The organism is Mangrovimonas sp. sgz306409 (assembly GCF_059735265.1).
Window position 1 is genome coordinate 1 of record NZ_JCAPEU010000014.1, and the last position, 25,440, is coordinate 25,440.

Sequence of the window (25,440 nt, forward strand, 5' to 3'; positions counted from 1 at the left end):
GTGTAATTCCTGTTGGACTGTATCCCTCAAGGCGATGGCTTTGGTAATTGTTTTGTAATACATTTTTAGGGAAGGCAACAAGATTATTACCTCAATTTTAGATTTTTCCAATGATTATTGACTTCACTTGTTGTCAATTCTGTTCTTCGGTCAATGCATTGTCCTCTATTTTCAGTGAAGAGTGAATAGTCTTGAATTTATTCTGTTTCCTTAGTTTGGAGATGGTCTATTTAGAAAGTTGGCATTGACCTCTCCAATCTTTTCGGAAATTGAAGCTATCAACTTTAGGATTTTAGGGGTTATTTCGTAAGGAGGCTTTATTTTGATAGTATCATTTGATAGTATCAAAGATATGTTGATTAATTAAGCTGTAGCAGTCTAGTGAGAATTTTTATTGGTGAATGGGAATGAAGCTTAAGTTTGAAACCTACTTTTTTATAGAAGATTTTTTGGCAGGATTGTTTTTTGTCTTTCATAGGATATGGTGCTAAAAGGTTGAATTTTTAGTCAACGTATTTTGTGAAAACTCACTCATCATATTACGCTACAAATGGCAATTCACACACAGAATGAGGTTCTCTTGTGTGTCCAATACACAATCTAATAAAGATCAATGCAAAAAAACTGATTGTTATTTCAATCAAAAACCATACATTTGTATGAAATAACAATCATTTCATTATGAGTAAAAAGAAGCAAATACTGTTTCCTAAACACAAAGAAGTGCTCAAACAGATGGGGGAGAACATAAAATTGGCACGGAAGCGAAGGAAATTAACTCAGGAGCAAGTTGCTGAAAGAGCAGATATTGTAAGGAGTACTTTGTATCTAATAGAAACGGGAAGCCCAAGTGTAACAATAGGCGCTTATTTCAATGTACTTCGGGTGCTGGGGCTTCAAGACGATTTTTTGAAGATAGCAGCCGACGATGAATTTGGTAGAAAGCTTCAAGACCTCGATTTAATATAAAGTCATTTTCTAACTCTCACCTAGAACTTGGTTTGTGCTGAGCTTGTCCAAACATCGAAGGGTGGTGAAGTAATCTGTTAAAAACAAGAGAAATAAAATATGGCAGCTGGTAAACAAGACATATACATTTATGCCCACTGGAAAGGATTGGAGGAACCCCAATTAATAGGGGTGTTATCTGCTCTATTGGCGAAGGGTAAAAAGGCTTTTAGTTTCGAGTATGACAAAATTTGGTTGAAGTCCAAGCAACAAATGTTATTAGACCCCGATATCCAATTCTTTAGTGGCCCGCAATATCCAAACAATAAAGAAAACTTTGGAGTATTTCTGGACAGTATGCCAGATACTTGGGGTAAAACCCTAATGAAAAGACGGGAAGCCCAACGTGCTAAAGAGGCTAACGAAACTCCTAATACGCTTTACGAAATTGATTTTCTTTTAGGCGTGTATGATGAAAGCCGAATGGGAGCTTTACGTTTTAAGACAGATAAGGAAGGTGCTTTTTTGGACAATAGTGAACACAGTCCTACACCGCCTTGGTCTTCCATAAGGGAATTGCAGGAAGCGGCAAGAAATCTGGAGAACGATGATGCTAACGAAGAAATTAAAAAGTGGATTGCCATTTTGATGGCGCCAGGGTCTTCTTTAGGGGGAGCAAGGCCAAAAGCAAATGTTTTGGACGAAAATGGAGAGCTCTGGATAGCTAAATTCCCTGCTAAAAATGATACAATTGATAAAGCAGCGTGGGAGTTCTTGGCTTATCGACTCGCACTAAAAGCAGGCATTGAAATGGCTCCTTCAAAAATTGAAAAAATTATAGGACCCTACAAAACTTTTTTTACCAAAAGGTTTGATAGAGAGCATGGCAAGCGTATTCATTTTGCTTCGGCTATGACCATGACAGGAAATAATGAAGACACAATCAGGGATAATCCTGCAAGCTACTTAGAGTTGGCAGAATTCATCCAAAATAACGGAGCTATGGTAAATGACAATTTAGAGCAGCTATGGCGAAGGATAGTATTTAACATAGCCATTTCAAACACCGATGACCATTTGCGGAACCATGGTTTTATACTTACCGATCAAGGGTGGATATTATCTCCAGCTTACGACTTAAACCCGTCCATAGACAAATACGGTTTAGCGCTCAACATAGATATGGATAACAATGCTTTGGATTATGATCTAGCGAAAAGCGTAGGGGAATTTTTTCGTTTAGACAACCAACAAATGGATGAAATTATTAAAGAAGTTCTGTCGGTAGTATCTACTTGGCAAAAGGTTGCTGAAGAAATTGGAATTTCTTATAAAGAACGGGATTTAATGTCAAAAGCGTTTAATCTAAACATAGGTAATTAGAAGATTTACCAGTTTTAAACAGAATAAAAAAGATGGTGCACTCCATAAATTTTGAGCGCAAATGGAAAGGATACGATATATTATTGTGGGTATTACTTTTAAGGATATTGAAATTTAAAGCTTAAGTAGTGTTGTCATTGCAAAATAAAAGCTGCAATATTCCTGCATTTTGTTGTCAATATTGGAGGGCAAGTTTGCAAATCTCTTTAGTTTTTGTCTGTTTTTGGATACGGTTGAAAAGTCGGCAGACGGATGGTATTGATTTGAACCATAAAAATGACATTAAGGTTTCTTGAGAAATTATACGTAAAATAAACGTTTGTTTTACGTATAATTGAGTTGTTTTAATTAGAATGTTGTTATGATGACTACAAAAGAGGTCGTAAACAAGCTAGAATCGATGGGCTAATTTGTTTTATTGCAATTACTGTAAAAAGTTGTAGAGTAGTGGTATGAAAATTAAAAATGCAAAGTGCAGCAAACAAGATATGATTGATGGATTTCATCGTGAATTTGAAGTTGTAAACCATGAATTTTTGTGCTGAAATTTTTATTTGTTTTCGGTGGGGAGTAGGTATAAAAAATCTTTTATATTTGGGTAAGAAAAATTAAGTCTAATCAGACATCAAACTGAATACGTTTCGAATACGAAAACGAATACGATTTTATAAATTAGGAGGCTTGAAGCCCTTGTAAAATGGGGTTTTGAATTTTTGGTTTCGAACTCATAACCCGAAGGTCACTGGTTCGAGTCCAGTTCCCGCTACTAATTGGAAATCACCAAAAAAAGCAGTTTAGTTCACACTAAACTGCTTTTTTTATGTCCAATTTGAATAATGTTTTATATTTGCACCCACAAAAAAACGGCCTCGTGGCGCAACTGAATAGCGCATCTGATTACGGCTCAGAAGGTTACAGGTTTGAATCCTGTCGAGGTCACTTTTGAAATGGAAATTAGTTCAAGAACCACTTAAGTCTCAAGATTTAGGTGGTTTTCCTTTTTTATTGGGTTTTAATCCTGAATCTTCATTTTAAAAACCTCTTCCCAAAACTCCTTGTTTGTTTTGTCAAAAGGTGCTTCAAAGTAATCCTGGTAATATTTCATAAATCCCACAGGGGCTCCAATATCCATAAAGTCAATGATTTTTTTTAGGGATTTACCCAGGATTTGCATATCGATGGGGTCGTCTGGGATGGTCTCGTCGTTAAAGGTAAAGTTTGGAGTTAGGTCTGGATATAAATAGCCGTATTCTATAGCAAAATCATATTCCTCCGTAAAGTTATCCAAATTGATTTTGATGTCCTGTTCTGAAAAGTGCCTGTACAGAGACGTATTGATCAAAACATTGTCATGTCTTGAATGGTCCCTGATGACATTGACGTGTTTTATGAAACGTAAAAATAGTTTTGATGGTTTTCTTGGCTTGTCCAAAACAGGAGGTCTTTAAAGATTAAACACTAAAGGTACTAAATTAAAGATGGACGATGTGTTAAGGAAAGTATATCTCTCGTCGATACTGAGACTTTTAGATTATAAAGGTTTGATGGCTCTTGTTGCCATAAAAGCAGGGAAAAAATCATCCATCTTGTTTTCTCCACCCCAATCGTCTTCGTACATATGGGTAATACAAAAGCCGGCTTCCAATTGCCCGCCAATTTGGTCCGTCAAACTATGTCCAAATACCAAAGGGTCGTTGTTTTTTGTCAATGCTTCCAATTTATCGTCAGGTAAGGAGTCTATGTCTGAATAAGGTTGTTTGTAAATAAGTTGCAAGTGTTCTTCATCCAACTGAAATGAAATAGGATTGATGAGCCCTGTCATTAAAACGCCATTTGGTTTTAAAACCCGGAAGCATTCCTTCCAAACGGGCAACACGTTTTCTACAAAAAGTATGGAACATGGATTGAAGATCAAGTCGAATGAATTGTCCTCAAAAACGGAAAGATCTTTCATATCGCCTTGAACTGTTTTTATCCTAAGGTTAAATTTATCGCTCAAGGTTTTGTCTTGTTGCAATTGCTTTTCCGAGTTGTCAAAAATTGTAACATTGGCGCCCAAAGCAGCCAGAATAGGGCCTTGTTGCCCACCACCGGAGGCCAGTCCCAAAATTTTTAAATTGTTCAGGTTGGGAAACCAATTGTGGGGAACAGGTTTTGTAGGCGTCAACACAACATGCCAGTTACCGTTTTTGGCAGCCTCCAATGCTTGTTCAGATACGGGAATGGTCCATCGGTCCTTTTTGTCAACATAAGTGTCCCAGGCCGCTTTATTATAGTTTACAATATCCATCTGTTATGCTAATTAGTGTTGTGGTTTTAACTGTAGTTCCGAATAGGAGCGCAGATTCTTAGATCTTATAACGTTCACAAATCCACCGAAACAACTATTGCCTAATCCTATTGTTGGCGCTAGATAAGCTTTCATCAAGCAATTTTTGTTTCTCCAAATTACTTTGATACCCATTGATTTGTTGGTTAAGCAACACTTCATAGCCTAAAACAATATTTTCAAAATGTGGATCTTTTATAAAGTCGGGGTTTATCGATCCAAAATCCCTAAACCGGACATTTTCGAAAAAAAATGGCGTAACATAGTCGTTGATATAGTCTGCTATCAAACCTTCAAGTTTTGTGGTTGTTTTATATGAATTATAGGTGCTTATGATATCTTTTCTCAGGTCAAGATCCTTTATCATATCAAACTCTCCTGAGGCTGTTATGTTTTCCATGGTGGTTGTTGAAGGATTAAAATCAGTTAATGCAAGCATACTAGCACTTAACGATTTGATTCTGTTATCTGAGTAGTTACCAGATAGCAACATGTTTTTTAGGCTGTCTATATCCTTTCTTTTTGTATTCGCAAAATCTATGGCAGCAACCAGATTTTCATAATTTTCCTTATTTTCTTCATAAAAACTCTCAATATATCCTTTTGCTTCCATTTCCGTTTTAAAGGAATCATTCCAATTGTTCAATTTAAAAGCTATGGTTATGCCAATAATTACAATCAATAAATCGATAATCTTTGATTTCCAATCAATTTTAAAATCAAATTTAAGTTTTGCCATAGCGTTTTATTTATTTTAATTATCCATCGATTATTTAAATTCTAACAACGGTTTTTAATCACTTCCTCGAAGGTGGCTGATTGCTTAAAGATAGCCAAACTTTCATTTCAACAATACTTGGGGAAACTGATTTGTGATTTCAGAAAACCTTTTACCGTTAATTCTTGGCCTTCTTGGAGTAATTGTTGCTGGGGTATTGGTGTTATCATTGCAAAACAATAGGTGGAGACACTTAAAAACCGACGAACCAAACCCTATGAATTGTATCAAGCAAATATTTGGTGTAGCACCCCATGAAGAAGGAGAGAATACATATTCGCCTTCTAAACTGGCATTGAAACTGGCCGTTGATAAAAAGACGGATTATACACCCTATAATTTTGAAAATAGAAATCAGGATTCCTCAAGGAAGATTTTGATAGTTGGAACAGAAACCGAGTTACTCAAAATGGCTAACGGAACATTGTTTCAAACGGGCAACCATCCTTTTGAGTTGTTTATACCCATGTTGCATTGGGAGGCTGCAGGCTTTGCTATAGATATTGCCACACCAACTGGTGATACAATGGCGTTGGAACATTGGGCCATGCCTATAGAAGATAAGGCCGTGATGGAGCTTTATAGTAAATACAAATCAAAGCTTGAGAGGCCATTAAGTCTTTGGGAATTGGTTGGCCAGTTGAATGACCGTAGTCCTTACGTCGCTGTTTATTTTCCGGGAGGTCATGGTGTTATTGCAGATCTGCCATTCAGTGGAGCTGTTGAAAAGCTCGTTAATTGGACGGCCAAAAACAACAAACACCTGATTACGATTTGTCACGGGCCCTCGGCATTATTGTCAACTGGCGACAGTTCTCCCTACAGTGGTTATGCTATTTCAGCTTGTCCGGATGCGATGGACAAACTGTTGCCCGCTACGGGCTATTTGCCGGGAGGTATGCCTTGGTTCTATGGGGAGAAATTAAACAGTCTAGGCATTAAGATTGTCAACAAAACCATGAATGGTAAGGTATTTGTTGATAGAAAATTGATTTCAGGAGATGGGCCTAAAGCGGCCAATGAGCTGGGCATTGTGAGCTCCAAAGCTTTGCTGGACGAAGCATAATTTAAAAACCATTACACATAACATAAGACCAAAAATAAATAATATGGAAGCCTATTTTATAATCAGTTACGATATTGTAGATTTCGAGACCTTTCAAAACTATCCACCAGCAGTATGGGAAATTTTACAACAGTACGGGGGTGAGTTGTTGGTGTCTGATACCGATGCGGTAGTAATTGAAGGAGAAAGGAAAATGATGCATGCCATCATTAAATTCCCTTCACAGGAGATGGCCATGGAATGTTTCAACAGTGAGGAATACCAAGCAGTTCGGCCTTTTAGAGTGAACTCTACCAAAGACAATACCGTAATTATGGCAAAGGCATTCAATCCAAACGCTTAATTTTTTTGAAAAAAAACACATAAAAAAGGCCCAGCAAATAATGTTAGGGCCATTTGTATATTTGGTTATCAGGTATCTTTTTGTACGTTGCTGGGTAGAAAACCGAAATGCTTTTTAAAGGCTTTTGAAAAATGGCTGAGGTTGTTATAGCCCAATAGAAAAGCAACTTCCGAAACCGAGTAGTTTTGATGCAGCCGATCCAAACCAACCGCCAATTTGTTCTGCAAGTGATATTGGTAAGGACTAAGCCCATAGACCTGTTTAAAATAACGCTTGAATTTGGACAGGCTCATCCCAGACTGTTGGGCAAGTTCATCCAAACTAATGGGGTGCAAGGGGGTTTCATCCATTAAAGTGCGCACTTGCAGTAAACTTTCCAAATCATCATGGTGAATATTGGAATGTTGGGAGCTGTTCAACTGCCGGTTCTCGAATTTCGTAAATAAGGTATTGAGGAGCTGTAGGGAACCTGAAAACAGCAACAAGCGATTGGAACTGAGCAAGTCCATTTCTTTTACCAAATATTTAAACTGATAATCCAAATTTTCGGCCAGATAGATGGGGTCATCACTCACAAATAAACGTTTCAAATTTGGATTGCTGTCCTCGAAGGCATTGGCCAGCAACCAATCTCTAGTAAATCCTATCTGAAATATCTTTACCTCTTCATTGGCAGGAATGTGGTATAGGCTAATGGAGGTCGAAGAGCTTAGCATGATACTGATACTGTCGAAATTAAATTCGAACATTTTTTCATCTATCTGTTGGCTGATGGGGGCTTTGGTAAGATAAAAGTTAACCATAAACAGGGCGTTGGTTGTGCCGGCAGTTTGGGTAATGTCGAAAGGTGCCTTTAGTGTAAAATTCATCTGTTGCGCCCAAAACCCTTTTTGGAATTCCATATACTGCAAATTCCCTTGCCCAAAAGTTGGATCGAATACAAATGTTTCTTGGTCAATGTTACCTAGATTTTGGCGTTCCAAAAACTGATACCATTCGGTTGGTACCATAAGAGGGTAGGAAATTGTGCTAGGCGCTTTTGTTTTCATGTCGTTCAAATGGCTGGTCTTGTGTTTAATAAGACGCCTGAAAGTTTGTTGTATTGGTATTTGGTTCAAAGATAATTAAAGAAAACCGACTTACGTCTTTGCCAATGATTTTCCAAGTGGGAAGGAGGGAAGCTTTTTGGTTTCGAAGAGCTATGTTCTTCGAATCTAGAGGAGACATTTGGTAAAAAAGGAGCGGTTTTTTGTCTATTCAAAAAATTGAATTATTTTTACCGACCAAACGGTCGGTTTATTATGAGTGATTCAAAAGATTTAATAGTCAAAACTGCCTTTAACCTCTTTATCAGCAAAAGTTATAATGAGGTAACCATGCAGGACATTGTCAAGGCTACAGGCCTTTCTAAAGGGGGCTTCTATCATTATTTCAGTAGTAAGGAAAAGGTCTTCGAGGCGGTAGTGAATGTCTTTATTCAACGCACAAAAGTTGAAGAATTGGCAGCCTTTGCAGAAGGAACGCTTAAAGAATTCTACAGTGCTTATATAGCGGTATTGGAAAAACGGATCATGAAATACCGGGAAGAGAGTGGAGCATCTAAAGAGGTACTAAAGGCCAACCATTATGCTTTGGTGTTTGATGCCATTAAGCTTTTGGACGGTTTTAAGGAACGGCAAACCCAAATTCATGAAGAAGAATTGGAGCTTTGGAAAACGGTTATTGCCAAGGCCAAGGCCAGCGGAGAAATAGCCACACCGCTCACTGACGAACAAATGGCAAAACTATTCCTGTTTCAAAACTATGGCATTGGCTCCTATTATTTTTCGAGATCGCAAGCCGATGAAGCTTTAGAGCAGATGAAAGAACAATTTCAGGCTATTTATAAAAGTATCAGTAAGGATTAAATTTCTTTTGAACCATAGGCATACCAACCGTTCGGTTTTCTCTTAATCCAATTTCTAAAAACTATACAATTTATACCCATATGGACGTTACCATTTATAAAACGAATGTGAACAATGAACATGTAGCGCAACAGGTCATTACACACTTACAGGCTATCATCCCAGATTTTATGATCAATTTTGATTTGGAAGACTCTGATAACATCTTGCGCTTGAGCGGTAACCGCATAGTTTCGGACCTTGTGATACAATGTCTGACCTCCAATGGTTTTGAATGTTCCGAAATAGTCTAAACCATCCCTACTTAAATAAACGAATTTTACCAACATACCAGAGCCAGCAGGCTGCAGGTATGTTTAAATTGTAATTATGGCTTTGGTGGAGCCGCTATTGGCTTGATTAGGTCTACGTTTTTGAAAAAGGAATAGGAGCCTTAGTATTTAAAGAAGGGAGCTCTTTTTGGAATGTTTTATCTAGAATACAGGTGGTTTAGTCCTTGTTAGCTAGCGTTTTTTATTCTTTTCAAATGTTCCTTCAATAAATCTAGTGATTCTTTGGAGGTTGAGTTAACCAAATTTTCTATACTTACACCAAGTACCAAATAGTCGTTCAATACTTTTACACCAATAGACATAACTACATTTTTGGTCTCATCATTTTTTAGTTTCATTATGACGGTCATAATTTTAAACCCTTTGTAGTCATCTTGACTCAAATATGTGATTGTAACATTTTCATTCGCCAATTTTGAAAGCTCGTTTTTCAGACTTTCCAATTCCCCGAGAGCAGTTCTTTTTTTAATTTCCAAATTAGAGTAAACACTATCTTTTAAATGGTAGTCCATTGAGTTAATTCGAATTCTCAAATTTGAAATCTGTTTCTTGTATGATAATTGGTATTCGAAATGATATGGAATATTTACTGTTTCCTTGGACTCTACTTCCCAATTTTTATTGTTCAGTTTATATTCTATATTATTTAACAGCCTCAGATGCGAGTTCTGGGCTAGAACAGTTGTCGTTAAGCAAAGAGTTACTAAAAGAAATAGTAAGTGTTTCATTTATTAATTGTAGATAGCGGTCTCGGATATGAATAGTTGCGTGGTTTAGCGATTAACTTTGCAAGTACACACCAAACTGAAAATCTGCGAGGATTTTCAGAAATATGCGAGAACAAACAATTACTTACAGCCAATGTTAGACACAGTTTTTATTTTATTAATTCGGTCGAGTTAAATCTACAGACGATCATTGATAAGCTAGGATTAAAGTCTAATTCATTTTTTTTTTGAATTTCTAAAAGGTCAAAAGATTGGACCATTTTAAAAGGAACATTATTAAAACTGTTGCACCAGTGCTAACAAAAATTGAGCTTTGCCAGAACCAAACTTTGTTTCCCCAAACGTTTAACCACTTTTTTCCAAACGATTCTTTCACAAAACCTTTCATACTTTTATAGTATAGAAGATTAATTATCAAGAAAATTGTAATTCCAGTTATTATAATCCAAATTTTATCCATAACTCATTTTTTTAATTAATGGTGATATTTCAAAATTTAGCCAACACAGTACCTATGAGTAGTTGCGTAGGTTAGCACGTAACTCTGCAAGTACACACCAAACTGAAAATCCGCGAGGATTTTCAGAAGTAGGTGAGAACAAGCAATTACTTACAGCCATTGTTGTGCGTAGTTATTTTTTCAGCCATCCATCAAATGTTTTTTTAGTTTGCTTTATTCTCAACCCCATTTTTTTAATCAAATCATTTTCCAATTGCAAAATATGTTTTGGGTCAGAATTATATTTTGATGCCGAATGTTTGATTCTATGTACTTTTCTATCAATAAAGCCCCAACGATATTTAAGAGTTTCAAAGTCTAATAAAGTAATTTCCTCTGGTTTTTTACTGGTGAAAAAATCCACTAAATCGTTTAAATATTCAGCTCCTTTTATTTCAGATATTGTTTTTTCTCCATCATTTAAGCATTCAGCAAAGTCATCCTCACTTGGGTAAAATCCCTCATTTTCATAAAACTGGTGTCCAAAAGAGGCAATTTCTTTAACAAAGTCCATTATACTGACATCGAAAGGGTCAGATAAGTGGTCAACGACATTGGTTATTAGGTATTCTACCTCAAAATTATTTCCTCTTTTTCTATTACACGTTGAGCATAAAAGTCTAATATTAGATTCATCGGATGAACCTCCTTTTGACCAAGGAATTATGTGGTCAAATTCAATTTCTTCATCAAATACTGATTTTTTACAAACTTGACAAATTTGATTTTCTCTTTTCATTACTCGAAATTGAGTAACCCTCGGAATATGTCTTGTTATTTTTCTTAATTCTTTTGTTTCTGTAAGAGGTTCAGCAACATAGAATACTGGACAGTCGTGTCCAAAAATCCGACAACTTTTTTCGTCATTTTCAGATTTCAAAGGAAAATCCTCGACTAATGGTCCATACGGGCAATATTTGAGTTCCCAACAAGGCTTGCAAACAGCTTTTACTCGCTCTTCCCAATTTACCTTTTTTCCCATTCTTGCATTGAACCCATTTTAAATCTCCATAGTTTTTCTAATTACACGCAACAGAGGACTAAACACCATGGTTTTAGTACCCTTTATTTCAGTAATGTTGGTTATTTTGTTTAAAAATAGGTGTTTTCTGCAAGATTTGCATGAAAAAACTGTCTTTTATAAGCTGTGGTGTATTGTTTGCTAAGTAGTGGTTCTTGTTGGTTGTGTAAAAAGGCTTATTCCTTAATTTCCGTGACATTATAGGTGACGCTTTTATAGCCTAATTCCCCATAGGTAAAATCGCCCTCGGGCTTGTGGTATATCATGCGTCCTTGGCTTGGCAGCAAATAGCCATTCATCATTTTATAGTCCTTTACAGGGGTAGACCATGGATAGTTATGATAGGTTTTGCCATCGGTTTCGTAGCGGTCATTACTAATAAAATTTACCAGTTCGTGGTTGTTGTTGAAGTATAATTTGGCACTTATGGTGATGTTGCCGTTGGTAAAGTTGGCTTTGGCTATATGCCAAAGGAAGCCTAATTTCACACTATAGGATACGGCTAAGTTTTATTATTACTACTGATGAGAATTGTTTTGTACTATTTTATTCGCCCTAATCATTAAATCAACCCTAACATTATTTTTTTCAAAAGATTTTAGGACCGAATAGTTCTTATTTAGTATGTCTAATTCATCATCACTCAAATTGTACACATTCGAATAGAAAACATACATTTCATTTCCCGAAAAGCCCTTAAAAGAGCGATTATCTCCATTTAGGTCAACATTGTCGATGGAAGTATTATTGGGAAAAAAAGACGCTGTATGGTTAATATCAATTTTTGTTTCATCCATATAGCTAATGGCGCTTTTTCGAAGGTTCCAATATGGTAAATGAGCCAAAGAAGAATCCCATCCTTGTGCGAAGGAATCTGAATAAACAATAAAGTTGCCTAAAAATAGGTTAGTTAGTAAAAGTGCGAAAATAATTTTTTTGTGCTTATATGCTTTGATGAGTATAAATGCTAAAAGGGATAAAGAAAGGTAGGAAACCAAATAGTATCTATGCCCCATGGTGTTTTTAATAACTAAACTAGCGCCATAGATAATAAAAGTAGAGAAAATGGAAATGATCAATAAGGAACTATAATTCTCCCACTGTATTTTTTTTCTTTTTAGATAGAGCGTGAATATTATAAATAATAATAACCCAATCCTACCGAAATCAGAAAACTGAAATCCTAATACAAGGATATTTTTTTCGAAATTTTTTAAAAAATCTTTAAGAGAGGAAAATTCCAAGGCGCTTCCCCATATTTCCAGCGGGTGAGATATCAACCATCCTTTTATAGTCAATCTCCAAGTTAAATAGAATAAAGCTGGTAGTGCTGAAATTAAATAGGATAAAACAATTTTTTTTGAGATGAAATTTCTAAGCTTATGTTTCTTTACTACTGTAAAAATTAATAAGTCAACAATAAATAATCCGGCACAAAGCATCATCCCTCTAAAGGTAACTATTCCCAAAAATGATAAACCGATTATTTTAAAAAGGACATTGTCCCTTAATATTGAATTTAAAGCTAAAAAAAAGAAGAACGTTTGAATAACTTCAGGGTTTACCAATACCAGTTGAGATAATAAGGTTGGATCTGAAAGCAATAATATAAAAGCAGCTATTTTTAATTGTTTTTCTTTGATGAAAAAATCAATAAAAATATATAATTGACATAATAATCCTAAAATAAAGGGATACATCATCCAATGAGAACTCGCCAAGGACCTTCCAAATATTGTCCAGCCGCTAGCTAATAAAGTCCCTAAAAAAGGAGGGTGTCCATTATCGATTTCAAGTGGAATAGTAGTCCATTGGAATATACCGTTTTGATATAAATAAGTACCTATTTTAGAGCCACAAAGAACATTGTCCCAAAATAGGCCAATATATTGACTAGATAATACGATGAGAAAACTGAGTACTAAAAAGATTAGTAATTCTTTAAATTTCATTGTCCTTGAATTGCTTACAACATAAGGCTAATTACTATTTAGTTTAGGCCCATTCTATAGTTGTTGAATTTTATTTTTGGGTAAAGTTACATATTTGCTTTTGTGGTTAAATTAAAAATACTGTTTTTTCTAAGGTGTTGTGTATTGTAAGGTTCGCTATGGTTGTTTTTGGTTTTGTTTAAAGAGTTCAGTCAGGCATTTCCGTGATATTATAGGACACACTTTTATAGCCAAATTCCCCATAGGTGAAATAGCCCTCGGGCTTATGGTATATCATGCGTCCTTGGCTTGGCAGCAAATAGTCATTCATCATTTTATAGTCCTTTACAGGGGTAGACCAAGGAAAGTTATGATAGGTGTTGCCATCTGTTTCGTAGCGGTCATTACTAATAAAATTTACCAGTTCGTGGTTCTTGTTGAAGTATAATTTGGCACTTATGGTGATATTGCCGTTGGTGAACGATGCTTTGGCCATCGTATCGTTGATGGCTTCCCAACGTATCCTTTGATCAATAAGGGTTGCGGGAGCAATCACGCACATGTCGTTAAATAGGGTAACGGTTTCCCCTTGGTTCATTTGTGTGCCCTTGGCATCCACCAAAGTGATCCAGTTGAGCAACTTTACTTGAAATGTGGCAGTTTCATTTTGGTACAAATGCAGGGCAGTGGCCGGTAAGCCCATTTTGGTGGCGGTAATATAAAAATATCGGGATGGGTTTTCATAAAAATTGTACTGCACAGTTTGCACTTTCATGCCTTGGTCGTTTGGTTTGGAATGCAGCACGCCCACAAACTCGGCCCTGAAGTTTTTTACTTTTTCCTGCCCTACAGATTTGGTGTATCGCAAATAGTCCTGCACAGGGGCGGGGAGATGTGCGATGTCTTTTTCAGTCAAGATATCGGTTGGAAAACTATTGTTCTCTAAAAAGTCATGTTGCACTTTGGAAGTGAATTCACGTTTTAGCAAAAAGGATCCCAAACTCACAAAAGCAACCATTAGGATGAGGACATTTGGGATGCTGCCAAACTTGGCATCTTTCCAATAGTAGACAATCAATCCTTGGGAAAGGAGTACGGCCAACATTCCAAAAAGCCAATGGTACTTGGCATGTGTGAGATACAGTATGCTGTAGATGCCGAGCAGAACCGCTGTCACCAACCATAGCATACCTGTAGGTTTTGAAATGGGCAATTTGAGTTCTTTTAATTCCATCAAGCCAAACGCTTTCGCAAATCCAAACAAATGGATGACTGCGTGGAGTAGCATGAAGATGACAAAGGCAATTCTCATAAGGTATCTCTTTTGTTCTCTTTGGTAATCTTCTGGATAAACCCGGGGATTTGCAGAATGTCGAATCCAATAACATATAGCTCCGAAGTTTGTTCCAGAAGGTGGTTGAGGTCTTCATACGGGAGCTTTTCACGGTAAACAAGGGGCTTTTGGATATGGTAGGAGCTGTATTCGTTTGTAATGTCTGCCATCGATTTCCAGTTGCCCGTGGAAAGGCTTGTGGTTTCCGTCCATGTAATGATGTTGGGCACAAGTTCTGTGATGTCCAAAACCTTGGTATTGGTTGGATAATACACTGCGGAAACATGGTCATAGAGCTTTTTGAAATCGGGTTGGCTGGTATAAATCCGCCAGGAGTTGATGTCTGGAATATTTGAAATGGCACTGAGGTCGTTTTCGGCCAAAGTGTCCACCGTCAGGGGTTCCAATGCTTTGGCATTCGCTTCAGCCGCACCCCAATATCGTTTTTGTCGCGCATAGGAGAGGGCGCCTATTCTTTTCAGGATCATGTTGTTCATGCCATCTACCGTGGCGTGCTCTGAGTTGGGATAGTAACTAAAGGCGCCTTCATCAGCCACATAGTATTTGTCGAAGCTCACCTTGATGAAGTTGGCAATGATGCCTTTTGCAGCTTTTCGGTCTTCAGCAGAGGCATCTTTCCATAAACAGGCCAGGAGCATTTTAATTCCTTTGGCCTGCTTCAAATTCCATTCGTGTACCCATTCCAATTCATCATCCGCCGGCATGGGCACTTTCAGCCCTTCAAGGGTAGCCCCAAACAGTTTGTCGCCGTATCGCATGGGAAATTCCTCGTAGATATCCTCACCATTGGTGTCTCGAAATTTCTTTACAATGGAATAGCTGTTGTTGATATCAAATTTCAATAATTCCTTGGTTTTTGTGTGTTTTGGGCCCCATAACCCGGTTTCTGCATCCTGAAAATTGTACATCCATTGTAAAATGGTTTGTTTCCATTCGGGAGTAAAGTGGTACAGGCTGTTCCTTTCAATAACATTATCGGACTCTACATTGCTGAATATGTCACGGGCAAAGTGAAACGAGGTTTGGGGGAATTTGGCTCCCAATCGGTTCATATAGGAAATGTCGTTGAGGTAAGCTTCCAGTTTTTGGGGCGTGTTGATGTTATCGAGAAAGGAGAGGGGATATTTCAGTTGTAACGGTTTGCTTGTGGAATCTTGCAAGGCTTCCAAATGCATTACCATATTTTCGGTGTTGGAAAAGTAGGTGCAAAACGGCGCGGAACTGTCCATAAAGGCTCCGGTTTCTTGGTTTTGAAGGTTGAGATAAAAGTCAATTTCGTCCTGCTTGCTCTTAAAGTCAGGTATTTTTATAAGGTTCTCTTTATTGCTCAAGAAGGCGTGGTATTTCGAAATGCCTTGAAGGGCTTCCAAATAATGGCCTTTGCCAATCAAATAGCCAAAGCCAACCATATGAAACTCAAATTCGGCCATATAATAGCCTTCTTCCTGTAAATGCTTATTCATTTTGAAGAGTTCCTTGACCTGCGACTTGACTCTTAATGACACAAAGATGCCTGCTATGATTGTGACTAAAAGCAGGCTTAGCAGGCCCCATGAAGCATATCTTTTTAGTTTCATTTTAAGGTTAGTTCTTTTTTTTATGTAATTGTGAGCGGCCAATTACATTTGATATTATTCAGCCTGTATGTTTTCTTTTGTTAATTGTTTATTGAGGGCTATCAATACCAAGGTACCTGATGACTGCTTTGTTGCCATGTAGTAAGTTTTTTGGTTTGGAACTGTTCTTATCAAACACTTTCAAGTCTTCTTCATGTAATATGGTCACAAAGTCTTCTTGGTAACCCTCATCGCTGAGAACCTCACTATTGTCAAGTTTTAGGTAATGCGAGAAAAAATTGTACATCGCAGTTCGTTTGGAAAAGCCGTAATCGTGTTTTTCCAAGGGTAAATGCACATTTGCTACTTTAGACGCTTCACCATACATAGCATATACTTTTTGAATATATGGATATTCCACTTGTGGTGTGTTGCGTGTCCAATCATCCCCATCGGATACCAATAACATCGGTCTTGGGGCACATAGGGCGGCAATTTCCACATTGTTGGTTTGGTGGTCGTGACTTTTATGAATGGGCATGCCACTTTCGCAAACGCAGCCGCCAAAAAAGTGTGCTGATACCTGAACCACGGGAGCCGAGGCCTTGATGCGGTCATCAATAGCCGTTAAAATAAAGGTTTGTGTGCCGCCACCAGAGCCACCTGTTATTCCTATACGCTCAGGGTCTACATCTGGGCGTGACACTAAATAGTCGAGGACCCTTTTGCTGTTCCAAGTCTGAAGGAGCATGGCTATAGGGATGTCGTGCTTTACTTGCGTGCATTCGCCATAGCCTACCATGTCATAGGCAAATACTAGGGCCCCCATACGTGCCAAAACTGCGCAGCGATTTTGCATGTATTCCGTAAAGCGCTTGTTTTTTAAATGGCCGTGAGGACTTAAAATGGCGGCATGTGTTTTGTTGTTGTTTATAGGTCTGTAGAGGTTTCCCGTGATATAAAAGCCGGGGAAACTTTCAATGGCGATATTCTCTACAATATAACCGTCCATTGCTTTCGTCCCTTTAATAATGGTATTAAAGTTTCCTGAGATATTTGGCATTTTTTCAAGCTGTAGGCCTTCAATGATTCCACTTCTAATTCTATTGGCCCTTGCTTCCCAAGAGAGTAAATCATCCCATTCCGAAGCAAAGGTTTTCATCATCAATGCGGCTTCGTCTTCCGTCCAATAATTGCCCTTGCAGAGTAGTGTTTCTTGTCCCCAAATGGGTATGTTACAGAAAACAGTGAGTACTATGCATATGAATAGTTTCATAGTGTGGTGCGGGGGTTGGTGTTTTGGGAAGTTTTGTTTAACGGCATGGTTTGGAAGTTGTTACCTTAAAGATAATGAAAGAGGTGTAAATTTTAACGCTTGTGGTTGATTTTCAGTAAGAAGCAGTTGAAATAAGTTGAGCGACGCTTTGGGAAGCGTATTGTTTTTAGTTGATTTTAAAAATAATGTCCTCCAAAAGGTTGGCGCAAATATGGATGCGTTTACTAATTTCCTTTAATTGGGAGAGTATTTCCTTGTGCATGAGCACGCGTGGCATGTCTTGTTGCTTAAACAATAATACCAGGGCATTGGCATAGGCTTTTATAACATCATTGCCCAAATGGATGATATGATCTATGTTTTTTAGGACGTCTTCATACTGTTTGGCTTCTAGTTTTTTGAAACCTTCGGTAAGCTGTTGCATTTGCTGTTGCAGTAAGTCGAAGAGCTTGCTGTACTCACTTAAATTATAGATCTGATAGGTGTCTATTTCCACCATTAAATGTTTAACACTTAAAGTGACCCAATACAATTGGTTGTGTTCCCTGCTGATGGCTTCTTTGTCAATGGGCGTGATAAAGGTGGCATTCAGCTCTTTTAGATTGGCTGAATAACTTTTTTTTGCCCCGGCAATCAATCCGAGTAAGGCGTCCTGGTTTTTGGGAGCATTCCCTACATAAAAATTCCCTAGGGCTTCTATAATATTTTGGGTGTGTTGGCTTTGTTGTACCAGCGCATTGAAGAAGTTTATTTCTTTGGGTAAAATCCAGCTTTTTAGTTTTTGTAATATCATGGGTTTAAAAAATTCGTGTGATTAGGAAACAATAGAGGAGTCCCAAAAGGAATGATATTGGGATGTTTAATAGCCATCCCTTTAGGATGGAACCGGCCACCATCCAACGCACGTGCTTTGGACGTTCGGCAGCACCCACACCCATTAGGGAAGTAGTTACTACTTGGGTAGTGGAGGTTGGGGCGCCAATCAAGGAGGATCCAAGTATTACGGTGGCGGCGCTTATTTGGTCGGTAATGGAATGGATCAATTTCACCTTATAAATATCAAACCCCACCGTTTTTATAATGCTCCAGCCGCCAAAAAGGGTGCCCAAAGTGATGGAACTGGCACAAAGCAGAATCACCCAAAGAGGGACCGTAAATTCCGAATACATGTTATTGGCCAATAACAACATGCCAATAACCCCCATACCTTTCTGGCTGTCGTTTGTTCCGTGACTGAATGCGAGCCAGCTTACTGTGATATATTGGGTAAACAGAAATAGCTTTTTAGATTTTGAAGAAAAACGCTTCAAGATTGAAAGGAAGAGCTTCATCATCAAAAAACCAACAATAAAGCCTGCCAAGGGAGAAAAGGCCAAACCAATGAGAATTTTGGTAAACCCTTCCAATTGCCCATTTCCCAAAGCCGAGAATCCCCAATTGATATATTTGCTGCCTAGGGCAAAAATAGCCGCTCCTACAAGACCACTGGTAAGGGAGTTGGATGAGGAACTGGGCAGCCCGAACTTCCAGGTGATGAGGTTGTAAGATATGGCAGCCATGATGGCGGCCAAAACCACGCTTTGAGCCAAATGGCTGCTGGTATCACTAATGTCGACAAACTCTCCAATGGTATTGGCTACAGCAAGACCACCCAACAATGGCCCTAAAAATGTAAACAGGCACACGATAAAAATAGCCCTTCCCGGAGACATGGTTCTTGAGGCAATTGCGGTTGCTACCATATCTGCCGCATCGTGGAAACCGTTGGTGAAATCGTAAACTATCACTAGCCCGATTCCTAAAACGAGCATCATATTGAAGTTCAAAACCTTGGTGAATGATTGTTTTAGTTGTTTATAAATGCAAAGGCCTCATCCAATTGCGACACGTCAAAATAGCGTTCCAATCTTCCCTTGCTGGCTCTTTGGAAAAACAGATTGTCAATAGGTACCAATGCTTTTATAATTTTGGAATGCGCCACGATGGCAAGATGCCCCAATTGTTTGTAATGCCTCAATGCCCAAATAGAGTCTTCCATAAACGCTTTAACGCTGCTATGGCTTAATTTTAATTCGTCAAGTTTTACCAATACATTCACTTGCTCAAAACCTTCGTCAAGTTTCTTCTGAAACCACTTTTGGCAAAGTTGTTCATCGGTTTCTGAAAATCCATCGATGACTTCTATGGCCAATTGGTTGTCCTGAAATGTTTTTAACTGCTCAATCATAAACTGTCTATTTTAAGTTATAAATGACTTTTGGTGTAGGTTAAAGTAGCTATGGTCACTTATATTTTACGTGTATTGTATGAAAGTGCAATATCGCGTAATGTTGTAGTGTAATGGCGATAAGAATGTGACTTCTAAGGTACTAAAAATCGGGCAGAATGCTGTTGGTTTCGGTAAATCCTTTTTGGGAGGCATTTAAAGTTAATTCATTTAAATTTCAGATGAAATTTTGACCATTAAATGAGTTCTTTATCTTGAACTTAACCAATATTTTCGTTGAAATGCAGGGTGGCTGTTTACTGGATTGTTCACTCCGACCTTCAGGGCATTGCAAACGTGGGTATTATGAATTATTTATTTTTCACGTCTTTTTTTTGTAAAATTCATTTTTTAGAGCGAAGTTTATTGACGCTAAGCTAATTTTCTCTTTACACTAACGAAAGCGCCCATTGACTACAGATTGTTCTGATAAATCACTTTGGAGCCAATTAAAGGAAGGTTCTACCCTTGCTCTAGGTACCTTATACGATCGGTACGTAGACGAGCTGTATGTGTATGGGTGTAAAATAACTTCTAAAGAAAGTATTGTAAAGGATAGCATCCATGATTTGTTTTTGGACCTCTATAAGTACCGCCAAAATCTGTCCGAAACCGATAATGTCAAATTCTATCTGTTAAGGGCTCTCAAGAATAAAATCCTAAAGAATCCCGAATTCAAAAAATCCCAGACCCAAGAAGTCTTCACCCTTAATAAGGATTATGGCACAGCCAAAGAACAGTCTATTGAGGAGTTGGTAATCTTGGATGAAATTACCCAAGAGAATTCTTCCAAATTAATGCAGGCCCTAAACTTACTTCCCAAAAGACAAAAGCAAGGGGTGATTCTTAAGTTTATTCAAAATAAGGATTACGAAGAGATTGCAGATATTATGAATGTGAATGTGGAAACTTCAAGAACCATCATTTACAGAGGCCTAAAATCCCTGAGAAAGGCCTTTTTATTATTTTGCTTGATATTGATGATTTCGTAATACGAAAACATTGTAACTTCCTAATTATGTAATTTTTAATGCTCTTTTTTAAAAATTCCTAAATTTTTTTTGTCTATAAAATGTGTATGTCTGACTTTATATAATAAAGACCTAGAGTTTTTTTATATAAACTATCATGACAGCATTCCATAAAAAATCAACTACAGACTCACTTTCGGAGGACGAAAAATACCTGCTTAAAAAGCGCATTTTTAAGTCGGTTCACCAATATAAACGCAGACGCTTTTTAGGCAAAGTATCTATTGCGGCTTCTTTAGTGATTGGTTTGGGCATTGGAGCCAAAGCTGTGTTCTTTTCAACAGACAAACAGGTAGGAACCTACACCGAATTGGCCAATAGTTTGGAGGTAGATTCCATTTCGGAGGTAAGTTTGGTGCTTCAGGAGCGCACTATTTCGGTAGCCGAGGACGATCAGGTGATTTCCTATAATAAAGAATCCAACAAAATTTCTATTGGAAACGATAAAAGTGTAGATAAGGATTTGGCTTCGGTAATGAATACCTTGGTGGTACCTTATGGAAGACGCACCGAATTGCAATTGTCTGACGGGACTAAAATTTGGGTGAATTCAGGATCTAAATTGATTTACCCTTCAGAATTCAAAGAAGATAAAAGAACGGTTTACTTGGAAGGGGAAGCTGCCTTTGATGTGGCCCATGACAAGGAACACCCGTTTATTGTTCTTACCCAAGGTCAAGAAATTGAAGTATTGGGAACCGTTTTTAACGTGAGCAGTTATGCCGATGAACCTTCGGTGAATACCGCACTTCAAAGTGGAAAGGTTAAAATTAGCTACCACAAACCAGGCTTGCTTACAAAAACAGAGTCTGTGACCTTGTTACCGGGCAATGTGGCTTCTTACAGCAGACATAAAAAGTCTATAGTGACCAAGGCAGATGAGAATATCAACAAATACTTTTTGTGGAGAGACGGCTTGATTGTCTTTAAAAATGACAACCTGGGCTATATCCTAAACAGACTATCCAAATACTACAATGTTGAGATTCAAATAGAGGATGAGCAGCTTAAAAACCAAAAATTCTCAGGATATCTGGATTTAAAGGACAGTGTAGGGCAGGTGTTGGAACTGATCAAGCAGTCTACAGAGTTTGAATTTGAAAACCGTAGCGGAACATCCATTTATGTATATACCACTAAAACAGAGTCGCCTATGAAATAGTATCCCATAAAAAAAACCGAAAGATGCGCCAACATCTTCCGGTACACTTTAATATCACTTAGTCAGTAATACTAATTAACTAATACAACAAAATTATGAATAAAATTCATTTTGCTCCACTATTGCGGGGAGAAATACTGATATTCAGAAAATACGTCATTATTTTTATGAAGATATTTTTGCTAACACTGGTTTTTGGGCTTACAAGCGCCTTTGCCAATACCACTTTCGCTCAGAAAATAGATATTAACAAAACCAATGTACCCATTGAGGAATTGTTCAATGATATTCAGAAAAAGAGCGAGTATGTCTTTTTTTACAATGACGATATTCTGCAACGCAACTATAAAATTTCAGTTCAGCTCACAGGAGCTTCCTTAGAAGAAATCCTAAATATCGCCTTCGGGAAGTATCCTTTAGAGTATAGTATTAACGAACGTCAGGTAGTCGTTAAGGAAAAAGCACCTGAAGCCGTTATAGAGCAAACTGCTACAAAAACAAAAGCTGTTCAAAAAATTACCATTTCAGGAACCGTCAAGGATAAATCTGGGATGCCACTGCTTGGGGCCAATATTATTGAAAAAGGCACCAGCAATGGTACGTCTACCGATTTTGATGGAAATTTCACCCTTGATGTGAATCCTGGTGCTACGTTACATATTTCTTATGTAGGGTTTGTGCCTCAGGAAATTGCGGTTGGCAACCAAACTGTTTTCAATATTGCTTTGGAAGAGGATGCTGCTGCTCTGGAAGAAGTGGTAGTAGTAGGATATGGGGTGCAACGTAAAAGTGACCTTACAGGTGCGGTAGCCCAAGTAAAATCGGAAGATTTGGAAAACAGAACGGTTATCAATACCCAACAGGCACTTCAAGGTAAAGCTGCAGGGGTGCAAGTTGTACAAACTTCTGGAGCACCGGGTGCCACGGCTTCCATTAGAATTCGTGGGTATAGTTCCAACTCAGGTTCCGATCCTTTGTTTGTGGTGGACGGATTAAGAACCCAAGATATTGGGGCCATCGATCCTAACAATATTGAAAGTATCGAAATCTTGAAAGATGCCGCTTCGGCCGCTATTTATGGAGCTCAGGCGGGTAATGGGGTTGTCCTTATTACTACCAAAAAAGGGAAGTCTGGTATCGGGAAAATGGATTACAGTTTTCAATATGCCGTTAATGAGCTGAGCAATGTTCCAGATGTAATGAATGCAGAGCAGTACATTAATTATATGACCGAAGGGAATATTATTCCTGAAAGTGAACTTAATAATTTATATGATGGAGTTACTGATACCGATTGGGTAGACGTGGCTTTTGAAACTTCTTTGATGCAAAAACACAATTTGGGCTTCCAAAACGGAAATGACAAAGGCTCTTATTATTTAGCGTTGTCTTATTTGGATCAAGATGGTATTGTAAAAGGGGACAGCGATGTGTATACCCGTGTCACTGGAATGATCAATGGGGATTATAAAATAAACGATTGGTTAAGAGTGGGAACCACCAATACCATTGAAAAATGGGAAAGTAAATTTGTTTCTGAAAACTCTGAGTACGGAAGTCTTTTGGCAGCGGTGATGACCATGGATCCATTAACACCTAATCTGTATGCACCAGACGAAATTCCTGCCTTTATGCAAAATTTGCTGGACAATGGAAAAGTACTGCTTACCAATAAAAATGGGGATTACTATGGAATCTCTCAAATTTTTGAGTCGGAGCAGGTGCACCCAGGAATCATGAGGGACAATTCGAAGAACAAGAATGATGGAGGGAACATTTTAGGAACAATGTTTGCCGATATTATGCCGTTTAAAGGATTTACCTTCACTTCCAAACTTGGGTACCGAGGAGGCTTTACAAATAACTATTCCTTTGGGGATATATATTATGCCAATGCCGTGACCTACAGGGATAAAATCAATTTGAGCAGAACCACTTCCAACAATATCTATTACCAGTGGGAGAACTTTATGAACTATATGTTCAATATAAAGGATCACAATTTCACAGCAATGTTAGGTACCTCATACCAGCACAATGAGATTACTTCGGTAAATGGTGGGGCCGATGAAATTACCCGCAACGATCCTGCCTATTGGGATTTGGATTTTATAACGGATTCTGCAACCCGTACCGTAGGTGGTAACAGTTATTATACCCGCCAAATGTCTTATTTTGGAAGGTTGAGTTATAACTATTTGGAGAAATATCTGTTCCAAGCTTCTGTAAGACGTGATGCTAGTGATACGTCTTTCTTGCCAGAGAGCAACCGTTGGGGAACTTTCCCATCCTTCTCTGCGGGATATGTGATCACCAAGGAAGAATTTTTTCCAGAGATCAAACATTTGGACTTCTTTAAAATTAGAGCCAGCTGGGGGCAAAACGGTAGTACCGGTCCTTTAGGAAACTTTGCCTATCGCGCTGCTATTGGGTCAACTTCCAGCTATCCATTCTCAAATGCCTTGATTTATCAAGTAGCGTCTTCGCCTTCAACTTTGAACAATGAGGACTTGACTTGGGAGACTTCAGAGCAGTTAGATATTGGTTTCGACATTCGTGCTTTCAATAGCAGATTGACTATTTCTTATGATTATTTTCAAAAGAAAACCGAAGACCTTTTGGTGGCCATTACACCGCCGTATGAAACTGGGGTAGGGTCTACCGTGGTGAATGCCGGTAACGTAAACAATGATGGTATCGAGATTGAAGTGGGATGGAACGACCGTATTGGGGAAGACTTTAGCTATGGTATTCGTGGAAACCTTGCCACATTGAACAACAAGGTGACCTATTTGGATCCTAGTATTTCAAGAATTTCAGGAGCGTCTTACCATACCAACCAAGGGATTACCGCTTTTGAGGAAGGTTATCCAGTGTGGTATTTTAGAGGTTACGAGTTGGAGGATATCGATGATGCTACCGGAGATCCAATTTTTAGAGATCAGTTGACCATTGATACCGATGGCGATGGAAAACCAGATACGGCCGATGGTATTATCAACGATGATGATAAAACCAACATAGGAAGCGCAATCCCAGATTTTACATATGGTATTACCTTGACGGCTAGTTTTAAAGGTTTCGATTTCACCGTTTTTGGAGCAGGATCGGAAGGAAATGACATTTTCAATGCCTTAACACGTACCGACCGCCCAAGAGGAAACAAATTGACGACTTTTTATAACGACCGTTGGACACCAGATAATACAGACGCATCCAGACCTAGACCAAACGCCAATGGTGAAGACAAGTACTGGATAAGTGATGCCGCGATTTTTGATGGTTCTTACTTTAAGATCAAGCAAATTCAGTTGGGATATTCCTTGCCAAAGTCTTTGTTGGATAAAACCTTTATCAATAACTGTAGAGTTTACGGCTCTTTGGAAGACTGGTTTGTGTTTACAAAATATCCGGGAATGGATCCAGAGGCCTCTGCAGGAGCTGTATCTAGCCTAGGAGTAGACAAAGGAGCCTATCCAATTTCAAGAAAGGCAGTATTGGGAGTCAACATAACTTTTTAAACCGATGAT

23 protein-coding genes, 1 tRNA gene and 1 pseudogene are annotated in these 25,440 nt (G+C 38.2%); 10 read left to right on the forward strand and 15 right to left on the reverse strand.

Annotation, left to right across the window (positions count from 1 at the left end; translation table 11 throughout):
- Positions 1-139: 139 nt before the first annotated feature.
- Positions 140-321: pseudogene (locus AC6I5C_RS16925) on the reverse strand (Fic family protein); the annotation flags it as partial.
- Positions 322-681: 360 nt separating this feature from the next.
- On the opposite strand from AC6I5C_RS16925, the gene AC6I5C_RS16930 reads away from it, so the two are divergent.
- The 3 genes from AC6I5C_RS16930 (at position 682) to AC6I5C_RS16940 (ending at position 3,270) form a co-directional block, all read left to right on the forward strand.
- On the forward strand, positions 682-969 hold the full coding sequence (locus tag AC6I5C_RS16930; protein ID WP_053991623.1) for a helix-turn-helix domain-containing protein: 288 nt from the start codon (positions 682-684) through the stop codon (positions 967-969).
- Positions 970-1,068: 99 nt separating this feature from the next.
- Positions 1,069-2,331 carry a type II toxin-antitoxin system HipA family toxin gene (locus tag AC6I5C_RS16935; RefSeq protein ID WP_497906188.1) on the forward strand — a complete coding sequence of 421 codons (1,263 nt, stop codon included), beginning with the start codon at positions 1,069-1,071 and terminating at the stop codon, positions 2,329-2,331.
- Between the two features lie 865 nt (positions 2,332-3,196).
- Positions 3,197-3,270: transfer RNA gene (locus tag AC6I5C_RS16940), tRNA-Arg, on the forward strand.
- Positions 3,271-3,343: 73 nt separating this feature from the next.
- Here the strand turns inward: AC6I5C_RS16940 and AC6I5C_RS16945 are convergent.
- From AC6I5C_RS16945 to AC6I5C_RS16955, 3 genes are all read right to left on the reverse strand, one after another.
- Positions 3,344-3,763 (reverse strand): hypothetical protein, encoded by a 420-nt coding sequence (locus AC6I5C_RS16945; RefSeq protein ID WP_497906189.1) that lies wholly within the window; start codon positions 3,761-3,763, stop codon positions 3,344-3,346.
- A 99-nt stretch (positions 3,764-3,862) separates the two neighbouring features.
- Complete coding sequence (locus AC6I5C_RS16950) at positions 3,863-4,621, reverse strand: class I SAM-dependent methyltransferase (protein WP_497906190.1); 759 nt, start codon at positions 4,619-4,621, stop codon at positions 3,863-3,865.
- 94 nt (positions 4,622-4,715) lie between these two features.
- Positions 4,716-5,399 (reverse strand): DUF6090 family protein, encoded by a 684-nt coding sequence (locus tag AC6I5C_RS16955; RefSeq protein ID WP_497906191.1) that lies wholly within the window; start codon positions 5,397-5,399, stop codon positions 4,716-4,718.
- A gap of 256 nt (positions 5,400-5,655) precedes the next feature.
- On the opposite strand from AC6I5C_RS16955, the gene AC6I5C_RS16960 reads away from it, so the two are divergent.
- Together AC6I5C_RS16960 and AC6I5C_RS16965 are read left to right on the forward strand one after the other, a co-directional pair.
- Positions 5,656-6,504, forward strand: coding sequence for a DJ-1/PfpI family protein (locus AC6I5C_RS16960; protein WP_497906192.1), 849 nt, complete (start codon positions 5,656-5,658; stop codon positions 6,502-6,504).
- Positions 6,505-6,547: 43 nt separating this feature from the next.
- On the forward strand, positions 6,548-6,847 hold the full coding sequence (locus AC6I5C_RS16965; protein ID WP_497906193.1) for a DUF1330 domain-containing protein: 300 nt from the start codon (positions 6,548-6,550) through the stop codon (positions 6,845-6,847).
- Positions 6,848-6,915: 68 nt separating this feature from the next.
- Here the strand turns inward: AC6I5C_RS16965 and AC6I5C_RS16970 are convergent, their stop codons facing one another.
- Positions 6,916-7,896: a helix-turn-helix domain-containing protein gene (locus AC6I5C_RS16970; protein ID WP_497906194.1), complete on the reverse strand. Its 981-nt coding sequence runs from the start codon at positions 7,894-7,896 to the stop codon at positions 6,916-6,918.
- Positions 7,897-8,148: 252 nt separating this feature from the next.
- Between AC6I5C_RS16970 and AC6I5C_RS16975 the strand changes: the two genes are divergently transcribed.
- A complete protein-coding gene (locus tag AC6I5C_RS16975; RefSeq protein ID WP_497906195.1) occupies positions 8,149-8,754 on the forward strand; it encodes a TetR/AcrR family transcriptional regulator in 606 nt (201 codons plus the stop codon).
- Positions 8,755-8,834: 80 nt separating this feature from the next.
- Positions 8,835-9,047, forward strand: a complete 213-nt coding sequence (locus AC6I5C_RS16980; protein ID WP_497906196.1) for a hypothetical protein — start codon at positions 8,835-8,837, stop codon at positions 9,045-9,047.
- A gap of 206 nt (positions 9,048-9,253) precedes the next feature.
- On the opposite strand, the gene AC6I5C_RS16985 is transcribed toward AC6I5C_RS16980, so the two are convergent.
- The 10 genes from AC6I5C_RS16985 to AC6I5C_RS17030 form a co-directional block, all read right to left on the reverse strand.
- Positions 9,254-9,814 (reverse strand): hypothetical protein, encoded by a 561-nt coding sequence (locus AC6I5C_RS16985; RefSeq protein WP_497906197.1) that lies wholly within the window; start codon positions 9,812-9,814, stop codon positions 9,254-9,256.
- A gap of 632 nt (positions 9,815-10,446) precedes the next feature.
- Positions 10,447-11,295 (reverse strand): HNH endonuclease, encoded by an 849-nt coding sequence (locus AC6I5C_RS16990; RefSeq protein WP_497906198.1) that lies wholly within the window; start codon positions 11,293-11,295, stop codon positions 10,447-10,449.
- A gap of 215 nt (positions 11,296-11,510) precedes the next feature.
- Positions 11,511-11,822, reverse strand: a complete 312-nt coding sequence (locus tag AC6I5C_RS16995; RefSeq protein WP_497906199.1) for a DUF6544 family protein — start codon at positions 11,820-11,822, stop codon at positions 11,511-11,513.
- A gap of 30 nt (positions 11,823-11,852) precedes the next feature.
- Positions 11,853-13,286 (reverse strand): glycosyltransferase family protein, encoded by a 1,434-nt coding sequence (locus AC6I5C_RS17000; RefSeq protein ID WP_497906200.1) that lies wholly within the window; start codon positions 13,284-13,286, stop codon positions 11,853-11,855.
- Positions 13,287-13,473: 187 nt separating this feature from the next.
- A complete protein-coding gene (locus AC6I5C_RS17005) occupies positions 13,474-14,577 on the reverse strand; it encodes a DUF6544 family protein (protein ID WP_497906201.1) in 1,104 nt (367 codons plus the stop codon).
- Positions 14,574-16,196, reverse strand: coding sequence for a hypothetical protein (locus AC6I5C_RS17010; RefSeq protein ID WP_497906202.1), 1,623 nt, complete (start codon positions 16,194-16,196; stop codon positions 14,574-14,576). The genes AC6I5C_RS17005 and AC6I5C_RS17010 overlap by 4 nt, the downstream gene beginning before the upstream one ends.
- Positions 16,197-16,284: 88 nt before the next feature.
- Positions 16,285-17,451 carry an alpha/beta hydrolase gene (locus AC6I5C_RS17015; RefSeq protein ID WP_497906203.1) on the reverse strand — a complete coding sequence of 389 codons (1,167 nt, stop codon included), beginning with the start codon at positions 17,449-17,451 and terminating at the stop codon, positions 16,285-16,287.
- Between the two features lie 166 nt (positions 17,452-17,617).
- Positions 17,618-18,244: a hypothetical protein gene (locus tag AC6I5C_RS17020; protein WP_497906204.1), complete on the reverse strand. Its 627-nt coding sequence runs from the start codon at positions 18,242-18,244 to the stop codon at positions 17,618-17,620.
- A 4-nt stretch (positions 18,245-18,248) separates the two neighbouring features.
- Positions 18,249-19,265, reverse strand: a complete 1,017-nt coding sequence (locus AC6I5C_RS17025; protein WP_497906205.1) for an inorganic phosphate transporter — start codon at positions 19,263-19,265, stop codon at positions 18,249-18,251.
- 32 nt (positions 19,266-19,297) lie between these two features.
- The gene (locus AC6I5C_RS17030) at positions 19,298-19,678 is read right to left on the reverse strand and encodes a SpoIIAA family protein (protein WP_053975490.1); all 381 of its coding nucleotides are present in this window, start codon (positions 19,676-19,678) and stop codon (positions 19,298-19,300) included.
- Between the two features lie 449 nt (positions 19,679-20,127).
- Here AC6I5C_RS17030 and AC6I5C_RS17035 point away from each other — a divergent pair, with 449 nt between their 5' ends.
- From AC6I5C_RS17035 to AC6I5C_RS17045, 3 genes are all read left to right on the forward strand, one after another.
- Positions 20,128-20,709 (forward strand): RNA polymerase sigma factor, encoded by a 582-nt coding sequence (locus AC6I5C_RS17035; protein WP_053975489.1) that lies wholly within the window; start codon positions 20,128-20,130, stop codon positions 20,707-20,709.
- A gap of 136 nt (positions 20,710-20,845) precedes the next feature.
- Positions 20,846-21,910 (forward strand): FecR family protein, encoded by a 1,065-nt coding sequence (locus AC6I5C_RS17040; RefSeq protein WP_497906206.1) that lies wholly within the window; start codon positions 20,846-20,848, stop codon positions 21,908-21,910.
- A 167-nt stretch (positions 21,911-22,077) separates the two neighbouring features.
- A complete protein-coding gene (locus tag AC6I5C_RS17045; protein WP_497906207.1) occupies positions 22,078-25,431 on the forward strand; it encodes a TonB-dependent receptor in 3,354 nt (1,117 codons plus the stop codon).
- Positions 25,432-25,440 lie beyond the last annotated feature (9 nt).